The sequence below is a fragment of the Paenibacillus oleatilyticus genome (assembly GCF_018998565.1).
GTDB lineage: Bacteria > Bacillota > Bacilli > Paenibacillales > NBRC-103111 > Paenibacillus_G > Paenibacillus_G oleatilyticus.
Genome location: NZ_JAHNZO010000047.1, coordinates 34,579 through 46,798, shown reverse-complemented (window position 1 = coordinate 46,798; position 12,220 = coordinate 34,579). Strand labels below are relative to the sequence as shown.

Below are 12,220 nucleotides of genomic sequence, written 5' to 3'. Positions count from 1 at the left end.
TACCATGAAGTCCGCCGTAGAGGTGGCGAAGCCGGAGGAGAGGTGATTGCTGCGCCGAAATCGAACGGTTATTATCTCACTATACAATGTTGGAATTGGAGTGAAGTCGACGAATGTCGCGGCTCAGGCTACTTACGCACATTGAAATGATACAGTCTGCAAGGGTGTATCAAACCGAAATCCCCGCCAGCTTCGTAAGGCTGGCGGGGATTTTCTACGTTCAGCGGCTTGTGCCGGTAGGTTTCGGCCCGTTCCGCGCGGGCCTCGTCAGGCGGAACTATTTACGCTTCCATAACCAAGAAGTCATTCATGAGACCAATATTATCGTTGTATCGAACGGTTGCGTGGTGCCTGTTGTACAGTTCATACTTTGCGGGCCGGTCGAGTGTACTGACGAATTGCTTAACGGCTTTGGTTATGCACGTTTCGCGTATTGTACCGATCCGTTCGCTGCCCGCGATATAAATTACATACTGTTTCCATTTCATGTCCGATCCTCCTCGCGTTTACCGTCCGACGACGATGTTTTTCACCGGTTTTTCATATGATGCTAAAATGTCAGCCTGCGGGAAGCGCCTTTTAAAGTCCGCCCGTGCATCGGCTTCGGTACCGGCTGTTACTTCTGCTGAACATGTTCCATGCTGCGGATCGTTGTAACGGATCACGTATGCCCTCACCCTGCATACCTCCCGTATTTATCCGGGGGGCCGAAGCCCCCTAGCTATTTTGGTTCCTTCGCTTCAATGACCGCCGCCGCAAGCTTAAACCCGTAGCTCACGCCCTTGGCGTATTGCTGTCCGGCTTCGTCCTGGCGTTCGAGGGATTCGGTGCTCCAAAACTTTTGAAGCTCCTTAAAATCGTTTTTGAGTGAATGTATTTCCTCGACCTTGATCTTCTCTGCCGCATAAGATTGCTGAATTTGATTCATCATCCGTACCTCCAGCAACTATTTTCGATTCCTCCAAGCCTGTACAAATCCAAGCAACGAGAGAGCTAAAACCGGGACCCAAACGATCCAAAAGAGCTTGTCCATTCCTGATCCCTCCATTTATTTTAATCTTGCGATATGTTAAGATTGGGTGGAGAGGCCGTCGCTAGCGACCTCTCCGAGGAACCTATTTACGTTTGCGGGCTGCGCGGCGTGGGGTTCCTTTTTTGCTTTTCTTTCGGCCATTTTGTAGTGTGATCATTGCGGTAAGTAATTGTACGAAAGCCGTAAGAAGAAGTACCCAATCTTTCATTTAATCACCCTTTCAGAAAGCTTATCTTTAACTTTCTATCCTTATTATATACTCGCGTGAGTATAATGTCAACGAAAATATACTTGCGCTAGTATATTTCTGCATGTATCCTATAATCTATAGGAGGCTGATCAATTTGGACGAGAAAAAGGGTAGTGCAGCTACGCGAGCCAAGAACAAGTACAATGCGGCAAATTACGATAGGTTGTATCCATACGTACCAAAGGGCAGGAAAGCGGTGTACGAAGAAGCTGCAACAAAGGCAGGAGTCAGTTTGAACGATTACATCATCAAGGCGTTAGACGAGAAGGTTGAGCGCGACAAAAAAGAGCGGGAGGGATGACGGAAATGAACATGTTAGAAATGATTCGGAATAAATACCGTATACAAACGGAAAGGGAATTAAACGGAGAAATCCCGATACGCGAGATAGTTCCTGAATCAGAAATAGAGGTTCAATACCTTCTTTCTAAACTTGAAATTGCAGAAAAAGCACTTGATAAGTTATCTGTTCAAATGCCCGGATCGCGAGATAACGAACTTGTCTTGCATCGTGAGCGGCTGGCTGCCGAAGCGCTAAAGTCAATTCGCTCATAATAAAAGATGGAGCACAAAAAAAGAGCAGGGGGGATAAACTGATGGGTAGAGGATGGTACGGATTATACCTCGGGGACAGAGTTGTTTATGAAGAAATAGAGGGAACTATCGTAAAACTGTTCGCGTTGGATAAAAATAAAGGGTTGCTGTTGGATGATACTGGCAACGAACATACAATCGTATGCGAATATTGCACAAAGATACCGCCTAAAGATGGGCTACTTACATTCCGGCCTCTTAGCGGTATCCAATACACAGTCCTTTTGTACAATACCGACGATTTTCTTGATGTGTATTCCTTTACAGGTGATGAAATCGAAGATAAGGTGATGCGTATCGTTACTAATGCCGGAAATGAAATAGAAAAAATAGCGGTTTATGTAAGAGAAACCGCCTCTAACTTGAACAGTCTCTATCAAGAAATTAAGCAGGCTGACTTTATTCAATTTTACAGAGAATAGCCCAAAAATAGCAGGAGGGATACCCTCGCTGCTATTTTTCTTCTGTATTGTCTTTCTTGACCAAAGGCTTTCTAATCAAAGTCTTTTTATACAAATAAGGTTCTCCAGAATATTCCCAAATGTTCTTTTTCTTCTCCCGTTCATATATAACAATTTTGATTGGCACATTTGCGACCTGCTTTTGAAATCTAGTCATCCATTTTTTGCAGTATTCAAGTCCGCTATTTTCATGATAACTAAAATGATTCTTTAATGGGAATCCATTCGCACTGATTTCAAAACGGTATCGGTTCATGTGTCTAAGCCACCTTCTAAGATGTAAATTTTGGTTAAAAATTGTAACTATCCCTTAGATATTGGCTATTTTATTTGTTTGAGCGCCTTATCCATTTGCTTCTCATTTGATTTTACTGATTCACTGTCAACTTTATCAACACCGCGATATGTGTACTTAGAGTTTTGAATAAAGTCGAAAGAAAACGAATCGATCGGTTTCTTTTCTTTATCGTTATAATGTCTTTCGACAACTGTAGCGCGGAAGATATTCGACAACATGTAGGAATGGTTGGTTATGTCATTTAAATATTTTTTGTTCTTATATTCATTGATGATATAAGCTTCAAATTCTTTTAATTCTTTATCATCTGGTTTGTACTTCCTTGCTAAAATGGTGACTTCGTCGAATTTTTCCGTTGGAGTCTTGTCAGACTTTGCAATTTCGTCAATGCTGCTTTTCCAATCTGGAACTTTTTGCTCGGGCTCCTTTTGCGGTACTGGGGCCTTTTGTTCATGCTCTTTTTTTGGTTCAGATTGGGTTATTGGTGCAGGTGACGTACTTGCCGGTTCGGATTTCCCACAAGCGGTAATGGATATTGTCATTGCGGCCATTAAACAACAAAGTCCCAATTTCCTCATTTTTTTGCGTCTCCTTTAACTTGGTATTTTCGTAAATACTTACATGTTTGATAATAAGATTTGGCATTGATTGGGTCAAGATATTTTCCGGTTTCGCGTTCGTATTTTGTTCGCATATAAATTCTATATTGATTTATAAATTTGCAGTTGGTAAAATAAAGTAAAGTTAAGTATTTGTATTAACTGGTATGTATATACTAAAAAGGAGCCGTGCTCACAACACGACTCCCCAGTACAGTAGGCTGCTTCAAAGGCAGTCGGCTTTCAAGTAAAGTGAGTCAGAATAGACCGTACCTTACCGGGGGCGGTCTATTTCTTTTTGTTTTGGATAAGCACCAAGACGATAGTCACGACCAACGTCAGCAGCGCGATAATAAGCGAACCGAAATTGATCATGAGTGTCAAAGTGTCCTTAACCTCCACAGGCATCACCTCCCTTCCGAGAGGCTAGCCGACCGCCCATAAAGCCGTTCTATTGTACAGGAAATATTATACATCAAACATTCTCCGATTATCTACCATTTCAATTTATATTTGGAACTACTGTTATTTTACATAGTGGGCTGTTTTTTTGTAGTTTCGTAAAAGTGTTTTTCTTGTCAAAAGGCAATTTACTAAGATACTCCAATACAGTATATTAAACCTAGAAGAGATAACCCTAAAAGATGAGATAAGGGGAGAGGTTATGCATTTTGTGTATTATATGCTGTTTGGCGTTCTTGAAATTTACGCTTTATTTGCCCTGATGTTTAAAACTTTTAGATTTCCTTATTTTGAGTATATAAAGGAGATCACCGTCATTGCCTTTGTAGTTACTTTTTTATCATATTTAATTAGAGTTTATTTCGACATATTTCAAGTATACGATATTTTGGCTCATATGATCCTATATATCTTATTTTTCAGGTACATATTTAAAATAAAATACTGGAGAGCTATTATAATTTCATTTACATATTACGGTTATATAGTGTTGGTCGTTCTCGTGTTTATGTTCTTTACATCAACAAATATTATCACAAAAGAGGTTTTGGAACAGCCAAATGGATATTCTGCGTATATTGTTCAATTCACCTCTGCTTCTATAGCATTTCTCATATCGTACATAGTTTATAGAATGAACTCTGGATTTAGTTTTATAAGCGTTCCACCCCATGATTTTATGATGAAAAATAAAATAAAGAAACACGATCTGGTAGTCATATTTTCTGTTATATTCGTTGCGATCATAGCGTTTTTAACCTTGTTCTCCATTTTTCGCGATACCACTTTTATAAGTGTTCCGATAATGATCATTACATATATTGTATTGGTTTTTCTAGCATACAGAAGGGATATGACCCTGTGAACGACCCAATTGAAATAGTAGCAAGCAAATTGGCCCATTTGTCCAAAAAGTGGAACCCGGAAATTACGGATCATGTTGAAGATATTAGATACGGCGTGGCCCTCCGAATTAATTACTATTCAGTTGTATTGGGTTGCCTGATTATTGGATTTGTTACCGGGAAAGTGCTGGAAACTATAGTTTCGATGATTAGTTTCATTCTTCTCAGGAGATTTACAGGCGGGCTGCATATGCCTACATTAACATTGTGTTTTTTTGTTAGTATAGCTTTAATGAGCGGCATACCACACATTTCTCTGGCTCAAAACATATCGATCGTGCTTAATATCATTTCATTGGTCCTTGTTTTGTTTTTATCTGAAAGAAGGCAGAGACATAACCTAATGGGTGCTTGCATGCTGATCGGCTCCAACTTCATTCTGAATTCCGATGTAATTGCGATGTCTTTTCTTGCCCAATCTGTGTTACTTATTCGACTTGGGAAGGGGGTGAAACAGCCATGAAAAAGATTATCGCAAACCTTATTGCTTCCTCCGCAAAAGAGATCCAAACGAAAGAGGGCAAAGAAGTTATCGGTATTCCACAAACTCCTAAAAAGAGTAATTAGGTCGGTGTTTTGCCTCAATGCAAAAGACAACGATGACAATCCCATTTTACTGCGTTGATGCAAACGGGAATGAGGGCTGGGTAGAAGGATTAGATGCGAGTTTTTTTGAGATTCAATCAAAGACCCTCTACCTTTATAATTCACAAGGGGTATTTACTTGCTTCGCCAGGTTCACGCACGAAACGTTGGTTAAAATGATGTTGCCATACGGGTTCGAGGAACTTGACAACTATAACTCTTGCAAGATGAACAGAATTATTGGGATTGATCGAAAAGAACGCATCGCGCATTTCGACAATAATTTACAAACAACTGTCTCTGTCAGAAACCTTAGAAAGGTAAAACACATACCTAATATTTAACTAAAAATCCTGTTAATACGGGATTTTTTTTATTTTGTGAGCAACATCATAATTCGACAAAATCATATCTTTAAATAACGTTTTTGTGTCGTAATCGTTTATTTTCGACTCGATCTAAATGTGCTATATTATCCATAAAGTTTTTTTAAATACTTATTTTAGGAGAAGAAAAAGGGGGAATTCTATTGAATTTAAGGGCAGCTGAGAAGAAACTAGAGTCAAAATTTGCAGAGTTAAAAGCTCAATGGTCAAAACAAGGACCTTATCGAACTATAGTCTCGATCAAGGGGAGGAAGATAAGTTTGGAATATTACGCGACTTTTACCCCTCTTGAGCTTCATGCATTCAACTTCTTGAGAAAGCATCATCTTTTTGAGACTTGGTTTTTCGAGATCAAAATGATAATGAAGTCAGACTTCGAGAAATTATTAAACTCTGTAGCTGGCGAGGTCAGAATTGTAAGTTTCGACTCCAAAATGTCAGAGGATTATGATGTTCAAACGACGATTATAGAGCTGGATAAAGATTTCGAAAAGTTAATCATAAATGAACAAGTAAACCTAACTTAAAACAGAATGATGGAGCTGAAACTGGGACGGGAAAGAGAAACACAATGCCCTATCGGGACGATGCAAAAGTTGCTGTTTGAAAACAGCGGTTTTGTGCCGTCCCATTTTTATTTAATGCTTGAGAGCAATTATTCAGCAAAGCAAACAACAAGGAGCGTGCACTGTATGAATGATCACGAGATTGTTTTTGATAAAAATATAAGCAGAAAATACCTTATTACAAGAATCAAGGTAATACTGCTTTCCCTGGATGCCAAGCTACCGGCGAAAGTAAAAGTTGTTACACCGGATAAGCAATATTCATTCAAGATTTCATAAAAAATTCGCGCCTCCATATAATAGAAAGGAGGCGCGTTGGCTGCCCATTGTTTGCCCATTTTAATCCGAAAAGAACTGATGTATAATGAAATGATAGTTTAAGAAATGCCGCGAAAATCAAGGATTTTGGAATTAAATGAAGCTCTATGAAAAGCAAAAATAATTAAGTTCGAGATGGAAGGCTCGATCGGCTAAGTTTTCATTTTCGGGGAAACATACAAAATACGTGTCCGCAGCGACGTTTACGCTTAGGTGTAACGTCGCCCGGGTACGTATTTTTTTTTAGGACGAATGAGGGAGAGAAATGGACAAAATTCAATACCTGTCACAATTCAATCTGCTGAACTCGCTGTCGATGGATGATTTGGTCGAAATGGATCAATTAACTTCAATAACAACAGTTGCGAAAAGTCAGTATATCCAAACACCGGATTCTTTTGCCGAGGGGCTTTACTTTGTGAAGAAAGGGAAGGTCCGCCTGTACAAGCTTAACGCTGAAGGCAAGCAGTTCACTCTGGACATCTTAAGCGAAGGGAACGTATTCGGTGAAATGGCCGGAATTTCATTTGGCACACGGGAGCTATACATAGAAACGGTAGAAGAATGTCATATTTGCTTGATGAATAAGGATAGGTTCGAGAGTTTTTTAGTTCATCATCCCCGCTTTATGATGAACTTAATGAAAGTATTGAGCGAACGGATGATCGATATGAGCAATTTGGCTCAAAATCTGGCACTTGCGAAGCTGCATGATAAAATTTTGTTTATTCTTGTTAAGCTTTCCGATCAGTTTGGAGTCACGGAGGATTGCGAGTTTTACAAAATCGATATTCCTCTTTCCCATCAAGAAGTCGCCAATTTCGTCGGCGCAACCCGAGAGGCCGTCACGGCAGCCTTGCAGGATCTTGTGAAAGAACAAGTGATTAAAACCGGATTCAAAACAATCTACATTCATCGAGGCAAGCTTTCGGAAAGGAGTATCATGTAAGGCTTCCGGCTGCAGTTGTAAACCGGATTACATCTTTCCCTTAAGAAAAAGAAGTATCGTATAAAGGCTAAAACCTATACGATATGGAGAGATGATCTCATGGAAAAGATGCCGTTTCAAACATTGCAATCTGAATTAGAAGCAGCGACGGTACAAATGAAGCAGATGCTCCCACAAGAAGTGCTGGATGCGTTCGAAATGTCGATCCGGGAGCTTCGGGAATCCGGTGTTGGTACAGGATTGGAGCTTGGAATTCAAGCGCCTGACTTTACTTTGATCGATCACATAGGGAACGAGATCACGTTGTCCGAGGAAACGGCTAAAGGTCCCGTTGTTCTTATCTTTTACCGCGGCGGATGGTGTCCCTTCTGCAACTTGCAGCTGCTGGCCTATCAGCGAATATGGAAAGACATTCAAGCAGCCGGCGCTCAGCTCATTGCAGTCAGTCCCCAAACTCCGGATCAATCCATACTCCTCAACGAAAAGCACCGATTCAGCTTCCTGCTCTTAAGCGATGTGCGTAATCAAGCAGTGGAGAAATACAATCTGAAATTTAAAATGCCCGATCATTTGCACGACATTTACAGGTCGCTCGGCATTACACTGGATGCCTTTAACGGAGATCATTCATGGGAACTTCCTGTACCGGCTACTAAAAATCGAATCATCCGTGCGGTGCAGGTGGATGCAGATTACAAAAAACGCATGGAGCCTGCCGAAATCATACAGATTTTGAACTCGATTTCGTCGTAGCAGGGGGCAGCGATGGATCAGGAAAAGACAGTTATTATATCCGACGTGATTTTACAGCGGAAGGGAGCTCGAAAGGCTACCGATATCCCGAAAGCCGTGATTCAACTGCTGCAAAGGGGGGAGCTGCAGACCGTCAATCTTACGGAGTGGCTGGCTATCGATCATCTCAAGCTGTTGCGGCATATACTCTGCACGCTCGAATTGCATAAAGAATCGGATGAGATGTTATCCGGTTTGGAACGATTGAACCAAAAGAAGATTATGAGTATAATCCCCGCCATTGCGAGAAAGTGGCTTAGCCTGTTGGACCATGTACCGGAAAAGGAAGGCTTTCGAATCTTCCATACATTAGCTGACCATCGTTCAGACAGCGTGCGCTGTTGGGCGGCTTATATGATCGGATTGGACGAACGATTAACGGTCATGCAGAAACTAACAGGCATTCGTCCGTTTGCTGCCGATTCCCATTTTGGCGTGCGCGAGATGGCCTGGATGGCGGTCAGGGAATCGATTTCTAACGAATTATTGCAAGCCATCGATATTCTGCATGAGTGGGTGCGCGATGAGGATTCGAATATCCGAAGGTTTGCCGTAGAATCGCTCCGTCCGCAAGGTGTTTGGGCCAAGCACCTTTCCGTATTGAAAGAGCAGCCTCAATTGGCGCTTTCGCTTTTGGAGGAGGTCAAGTCAGACCCGGTCAAATATGTTCAAGATTCGGTGGGAAATTGGCTGAACGATGCCGGTAAAACGAATCCGGACTGGGTGCGTCGAATATGCGATGCATGGCTGGAAGCTTCGGATACGAAAGAGACGAAACGAATCGTGGCCAGGGCGACAAGAAGCTTACTGAGAAAATCGAAGGAGTAACTGCTTTAAACCTGAAAATGAAAAACCTCCATCGCACCTTAACGAGCAAAGCGGCTATGGAGGTTTTGATGTTTAATTATAGCCCAGATAGGCAACGACAGTGAAATCACCCGGTGAGTCTAAGACAAGTCTATACTGTCCGTCGGGCTGATTCGAAGCCAAAGGAATCTTGAGACGCGCATATTGACCGGCCACAATGGTTCCTGTCGAGTTGCTGCCTACCAGCACATCTCCGGTCGGGGTAACCCGGTACAGCTTAAAATTAACCCCGAGGCTGATCTGCCCGACGTTTATGAAGTTGCCTTCGATATAAATATCGCCATGGGCTTGGACCGGCGCCCAAGTATCGTTGCCAGTACCCGGTCCGCTCGAGGCCGCCAGACCAGAGGAAGCAAAACTGAACAGCAGGACAAGTACGAAAGCGATAGACGCGATTTTTCTTTTCATACCATCTCAAGCTCCTTTTTTCATAGAATGAATTCCACATGCGGTGGTTCTTTTGTTCCAGGCGGATGGTCCTCAACGTTTTGAATTCGCTTTCAATTTGGGTTTTATCGGTTAGCCGAACACCTCCCAATAGTAGAGTCATTGGGATATTCTGGGCTGTTGCAATAAACATACATTACCGTTAATCCTAGTGTCTATAAAGTTTACCTTAATTTTATATGAAGTTTTTCTATAGACTGCAATCTTCCGGCAATTTATGCAGGAGGATTGCGCTTATTTGTTTCCAGCCAACCGGATGCATAGCCCTCTGACTCCTGCTTCATCCTATAAAGGGACCGAATTCCGGCGAATTCACGAATGAGAGGAGCATGGTGCGATGATCGGATCATGGCGGCGTCCGGTGGCGGCCTCGTTGGTTGCATGCTTGCTGGCGGCAGGCTGCGGGCCTCAATTATCGAAGGAACAGCGGCTTTCGAATCAACAGGGGATTCCGAGCAACCACGGTCAAGCCGCAAACCGGTTAAAAAGCGAAGAAATCAACGGAAAAACGACAACGATCGGCCTGAACGGCGGATTTATTCGCATGCTGACGCAAGGCCGGGTGGAAATGACGATTCCCACTGTCACTATAGGCGGGACTTCTTATGTGGTAGGTTCCGATTTTGCCAAAATTGTCGGGTTCCGGTTTAATTGGGATCAAACCAGGGGAGTATTTCAGTTAGGGGAGCACGATGCGTCTTACGAGCTGAAGCCGGGCCAGACGTCAGCGCTGAGAGACGATGAGACGGTGGCGCTTAAGGAAGCGCCTGTTCTTTTTAATTCCCAGATACATATCCCCGTGTCGGCGTTAAATCCCGTGTTTGCGAAAGATTTTTCATTCGAGATCAAGGAACAGGCGGCGGTCGTCCAAGCGACGGATTGGGCGGTGAGCGGGGCGATCGATGGCCCGTTGGAGGCGAGTACGGGAGCGGAGCTTGACTTCGGCGACGATCCGAAGGACCCGTTTCCAACAGCGGGAGGGACTTCGACGATGAGGCTGGGGCGCGACCCGCTGCTGGAGGCTTCCGATGCTGTCGAGGCCATGAAGGGGCTGGACGGTTTTTTCGGCAAGGATGACATGGCAGTCCCCGTTCTGAGGCAGGTCGATATGAACGCTTTGCTGACCCGGGCACAGCGATACGTCGGCGTGAACTATTCGTTCGGCGCCGCACCTTATTCGACCTCCGGCAAGTTCGACTGCTCCACATTTACGCAATATGTGTTCGCCAAATCCGGTATCACGCTGAACCGGACGGCCCGGGCCCAAGCCAAGCAAGGGACCGCTATCAACCGAAAACAATTGCGGAAGGGCGATCTGTTGTTCTTTTACGTTCCCGGTAAGTTTCGCAGCCAGAAGACGGTCGGTCATGTCGGCATTTATCTGGGGAACCAGAGAATGATTCACTCGGCTCCGGAGCCGAAAGACGGCGTGCAGATTACCCACATCAACAATGCGTATTGGAAGCAGACGTTTTTGGCCGCCAAACGGGTATCCTCTTAAGAAAAAACAGCCCGGCCGAAATTGTCGGTCAGGGCTGTTCTTCGTATGTAAGGCAACGTATATTAATCCGCGAAAATGTGTTCGACTTCCAAATCCGTTCGTTCCGACAAATCGATGAACATACCGTCAAAATTGACGAGCGGCCGAAACACATCGGTCGGATGGGTGAGTACGATCCTACCCGTTTCGCCGGAGGCCAGTTGAATTTTTTTACCGATAAAATTCGGGACCATGTGCTGGATAAACAATTGTGTAATATGAGGATCAATTTGTCCGAAGCTGCACCGGTGAAGCTCGCGCAGGACGAACAGCAGATCGCGTTTTTTCTGGTATACCCGGCTTGAGATCATCGCGCTGTAAATGTCCGCGACAGCGACGATCTTGGCCAGCGGATGAATTTCATCGCCGCGCAGGCCGTACGGGTAGCCGGACCCATCGAGCCGTTCATGGTGCTGTAAAGCAGTCAAGCATACTTCCGCGGGCAGTCCCGAACGCTGGAGCAGCTCGTAGCCGTAGATCGAATGCTTTTTCACGCGTTCATATTCTTCCGCCGTCAATTTTCCAGGCTTCTGAAGAATCGCCGGATCGATAAAGCCTTTGCCGATGTCGTGTAAATAACCCGCTTTGCCGGCGAGCTCAGCATCCGCTTCCGATTGCCCGAGCCATTTGGCGATATAGTAGGAGATCATGCCTACTTGAACGCTGTGCTGATACGTATAATCGTCCGCACTGTTTAACACGAGCAGGAGCGAAACGACGTCCCTCTCCTGATGAACTTGCTCAACAAGCGGGTTGAAACCGTTGTCAATTTGATCCTGGTACACGATGCCTTTTTGGGTCGCTTGCTCAAATATGCTTTTCATTCCGTCCACTGCTTCATGGTAGGCTGCTACTGCGGCAGCAGAAGCAGCATGCTCCGTCTGCACGGGTGAAGGTTCGTCTCTTGCTGCGTCGGGCACCGGGTTATCCGCACGAACGGCGATGTCCACTTCGTCGATATGGTGCAGCTTCAGCTTCTCAATGTCATCGACGGAAAGCTCGGTATGGGCGGATAGGACCAGCAGTCCGTACCCGTTAAACGTATCTGAGCCGAGCCGATCGCCAACTTTGACTTGATGGATCGATATGAGCACAACGGGTTCACCTCTGTCCTGGGGTCACGGGACATTTGCCGGAATAAACAAGTTGTCCCTTTTGTCTCATGATA

General features: G+C 44.1%; 18 protein-coding genes. 10 read left to right on the top strand and 8 right to left on the bottom strand.

What is annotated here, in order from left to right; genetic code table 11:
- Nucleotides 1-281 precede the first annotated feature (281 nt).
- Genes KQX66_RS34820 through KQX66_RS34810 form a run of 3 tightly spaced genes read right to left on the bottom strand, consistent with a single transcriptional unit; the run spans nucleotide 282 to nucleotide 928 of the window.
- Nucleotides 282-488 (bottom strand): hypothetical protein, encoded by a 207-nt coding sequence (locus KQX66_RS34820; protein WP_216798130.1) that lies wholly within the window; start codon nucleotides 486-488, stop codon nucleotides 282-284.
- 18 nt (nucleotides 489-506) lie between these two features.
- Nucleotides 507-677 carry a hypothetical protein gene (locus KQX66_RS34815; protein WP_216798129.1) on the bottom strand — a complete coding sequence of 57 codons (171 nt, stop codon included), beginning with the start codon at nucleotides 675-677 and terminating at the stop codon, nucleotides 507-509.
- A gap of 44 nt (nucleotides 678-721) precedes the next feature.
- A complete protein-coding gene (locus KQX66_RS34810) occupies nucleotides 722-928 on the bottom strand; it encodes a hypothetical protein (RefSeq protein WP_216798128.1) in 207 nt (68 codons plus the stop codon).
- A gap of 449 nt (nucleotides 929-1,377) precedes the next feature.
- Between KQX66_RS34810 and KQX66_RS34805 the strand changes: the two genes are divergently transcribed.
- Genes KQX66_RS34805 through KQX66_RS34795 form a run of 3 tightly spaced genes read left to right on the top strand, consistent with a single transcriptional unit; the run spans nucleotide 1,378 to nucleotide 2,299 of the window.
- Complete coding sequence (locus KQX66_RS34805; RefSeq protein ID WP_216798127.1) at nucleotides 1,378-1,584, top strand: transcriptional regulator; 207 nt, start codon at nucleotides 1,378-1,380, stop codon at nucleotides 1,582-1,584.
- 5 nt (nucleotides 1,585-1,589) lie between these two features.
- Nucleotides 1,590-1,838 (top strand): hypothetical protein, encoded by a 249-nt coding sequence (locus tag KQX66_RS34800; RefSeq protein WP_216798126.1) that lies wholly within the window; start codon nucleotides 1,590-1,592, stop codon nucleotides 1,836-1,838.
- A gap of 41 nt (nucleotides 1,839-1,879) precedes the next feature.
- Nucleotides 1,880-2,299 (top strand): hypothetical protein, encoded by a 420-nt coding sequence (locus KQX66_RS34795; protein ID WP_216798125.1) that lies wholly within the window; start codon nucleotides 1,880-1,882, stop codon nucleotides 2,297-2,299.
- A gap of 31 nt (nucleotides 2,300-2,330) precedes the next feature.
- On the opposite strand, the gene KQX66_RS34790 is transcribed toward KQX66_RS34795, so the two are convergent.
- The 3 genes from KQX66_RS34790 to KQX66_RS37675 all read right to left on the bottom strand — a co-directional run bounded on the left by KQX66_RS34790 (nucleotide 2,331) and on the right by KQX66_RS37675 (nucleotide 3,643).
- On the bottom strand, nucleotides 2,331-2,594 hold the full coding sequence (locus KQX66_RS34790) for a hypothetical protein (protein WP_216798124.1): 264 nt from the start codon (nucleotides 2,592-2,594) through the stop codon (nucleotides 2,331-2,333).
- A 65-nt stretch (nucleotides 2,595-2,659) separates the two neighbouring features.
- Nucleotides 2,660-3,214, bottom strand: a complete 555-nt coding sequence (locus KQX66_RS34785; RefSeq protein ID WP_216798123.1) for a lipoprotein — start codon at nucleotides 3,212-3,214, stop codon at nucleotides 2,660-2,662.
- 309 nt (nucleotides 3,215-3,523) lie between these two features.
- Entirely contained in the window at nucleotides 3,524-3,643 is a 120-nt protein-coding gene (locus tag KQX66_RS37675) for a putative holin-like toxin (protein WP_253957638.1), read from the bottom strand.
- A gap of 915 nt (nucleotides 3,644-4,558) precedes the next feature.
- On the opposite strand from KQX66_RS37675, the gene KQX66_RS34780 reads away from it, so the two are divergent.
- From KQX66_RS34780 to KQX66_RS34755, 6 genes are all read left to right on the top strand, one after another.
- Complete coding sequence (locus KQX66_RS34780) at nucleotides 4,559-5,065, top strand: accessory gene regulator B family protein (RefSeq protein ID WP_216798122.1); 507 nt, start codon at nucleotides 4,559-4,561, stop codon at nucleotides 5,063-5,065.
- Between the two features lie 651 nt (nucleotides 5,066-5,716).
- Nucleotides 5,717-6,100: a hypothetical protein gene (locus KQX66_RS34775; RefSeq protein WP_216798121.1), complete on the top strand. Its 384-nt coding sequence runs from the start codon at nucleotides 5,717-5,719 to the stop codon at nucleotides 6,098-6,100.
- A gap of 9 nt (nucleotides 6,101-6,109) precedes the next feature.
- Nucleotides 6,110-6,418: a hypothetical protein gene (locus KQX66_RS34770; protein ID WP_216798120.1), complete on the top strand. Its 309-nt coding sequence runs from the start codon at nucleotides 6,110-6,112 to the stop codon at nucleotides 6,416-6,418.
- 304 nt (nucleotides 6,419-6,722) lie between these two features.
- On the top strand, nucleotides 6,723-7,406 hold the full coding sequence (locus KQX66_RS34765; RefSeq protein WP_216798119.1) for a Crp/Fnr family transcriptional regulator: 684 nt from the start codon (nucleotides 6,723-6,725) through the stop codon (nucleotides 7,404-7,406).
- Between the two features lie 99 nt (nucleotides 7,407-7,505).
- On the top strand, nucleotides 7,506-8,159 hold the full coding sequence (locus KQX66_RS34760; RefSeq protein ID WP_216798118.1) for a peroxiredoxin-like family protein: 654 nt from the start codon (nucleotides 7,506-7,508) through the stop codon (nucleotides 8,157-8,159).
- 12 nt (nucleotides 8,160-8,171) lie between these two features.
- Complete coding sequence (locus KQX66_RS34755) at nucleotides 8,172-9,026, top strand: DNA alkylation repair protein (RefSeq protein WP_216798117.1); 855 nt, start codon at nucleotides 8,172-8,174, stop codon at nucleotides 9,024-9,026.
- A gap of 72 nt (nucleotides 9,027-9,098) precedes the next feature.
- On the opposite strand, the gene KQX66_RS34750 is transcribed toward KQX66_RS34755, so the two are convergent.
- On the bottom strand, nucleotides 9,099-9,473 hold the full coding sequence (locus tag KQX66_RS34750) for a hypothetical protein (RefSeq protein WP_216798116.1): 375 nt from the start codon (nucleotides 9,471-9,473) through the stop codon (nucleotides 9,099-9,101).
- Nucleotides 9,474-9,849: 376 nt separating this feature from the next.
- Here KQX66_RS34750 and KQX66_RS34745 point away from each other — a divergent pair, with 376 nt between their 5' ends.
- Complete coding sequence (locus tag KQX66_RS34745) at nucleotides 9,850-11,013, top strand: C40 family peptidase (RefSeq protein WP_216798115.1); 1,164 nt, start codon at nucleotides 9,850-9,852, stop codon at nucleotides 11,011-11,013.
- A gap of 62 nt (nucleotides 11,014-11,075) precedes the next feature.
- Here the strand turns inward: KQX66_RS34745 and KQX66_RS34740 are convergent, their stop codons facing one another.
- Nucleotides 11,076-12,146 carry an HD-GYP domain-containing protein gene (locus tag KQX66_RS34740; RefSeq protein WP_216798114.1) on the bottom strand — a complete coding sequence of 357 codons (1,071 nt, stop codon included), beginning with the start codon at nucleotides 12,144-12,146 and terminating at the stop codon, nucleotides 11,076-11,078.
- Between the last annotated feature and the right edge of the window lie 74 nt (nucleotides 12,147-12,220).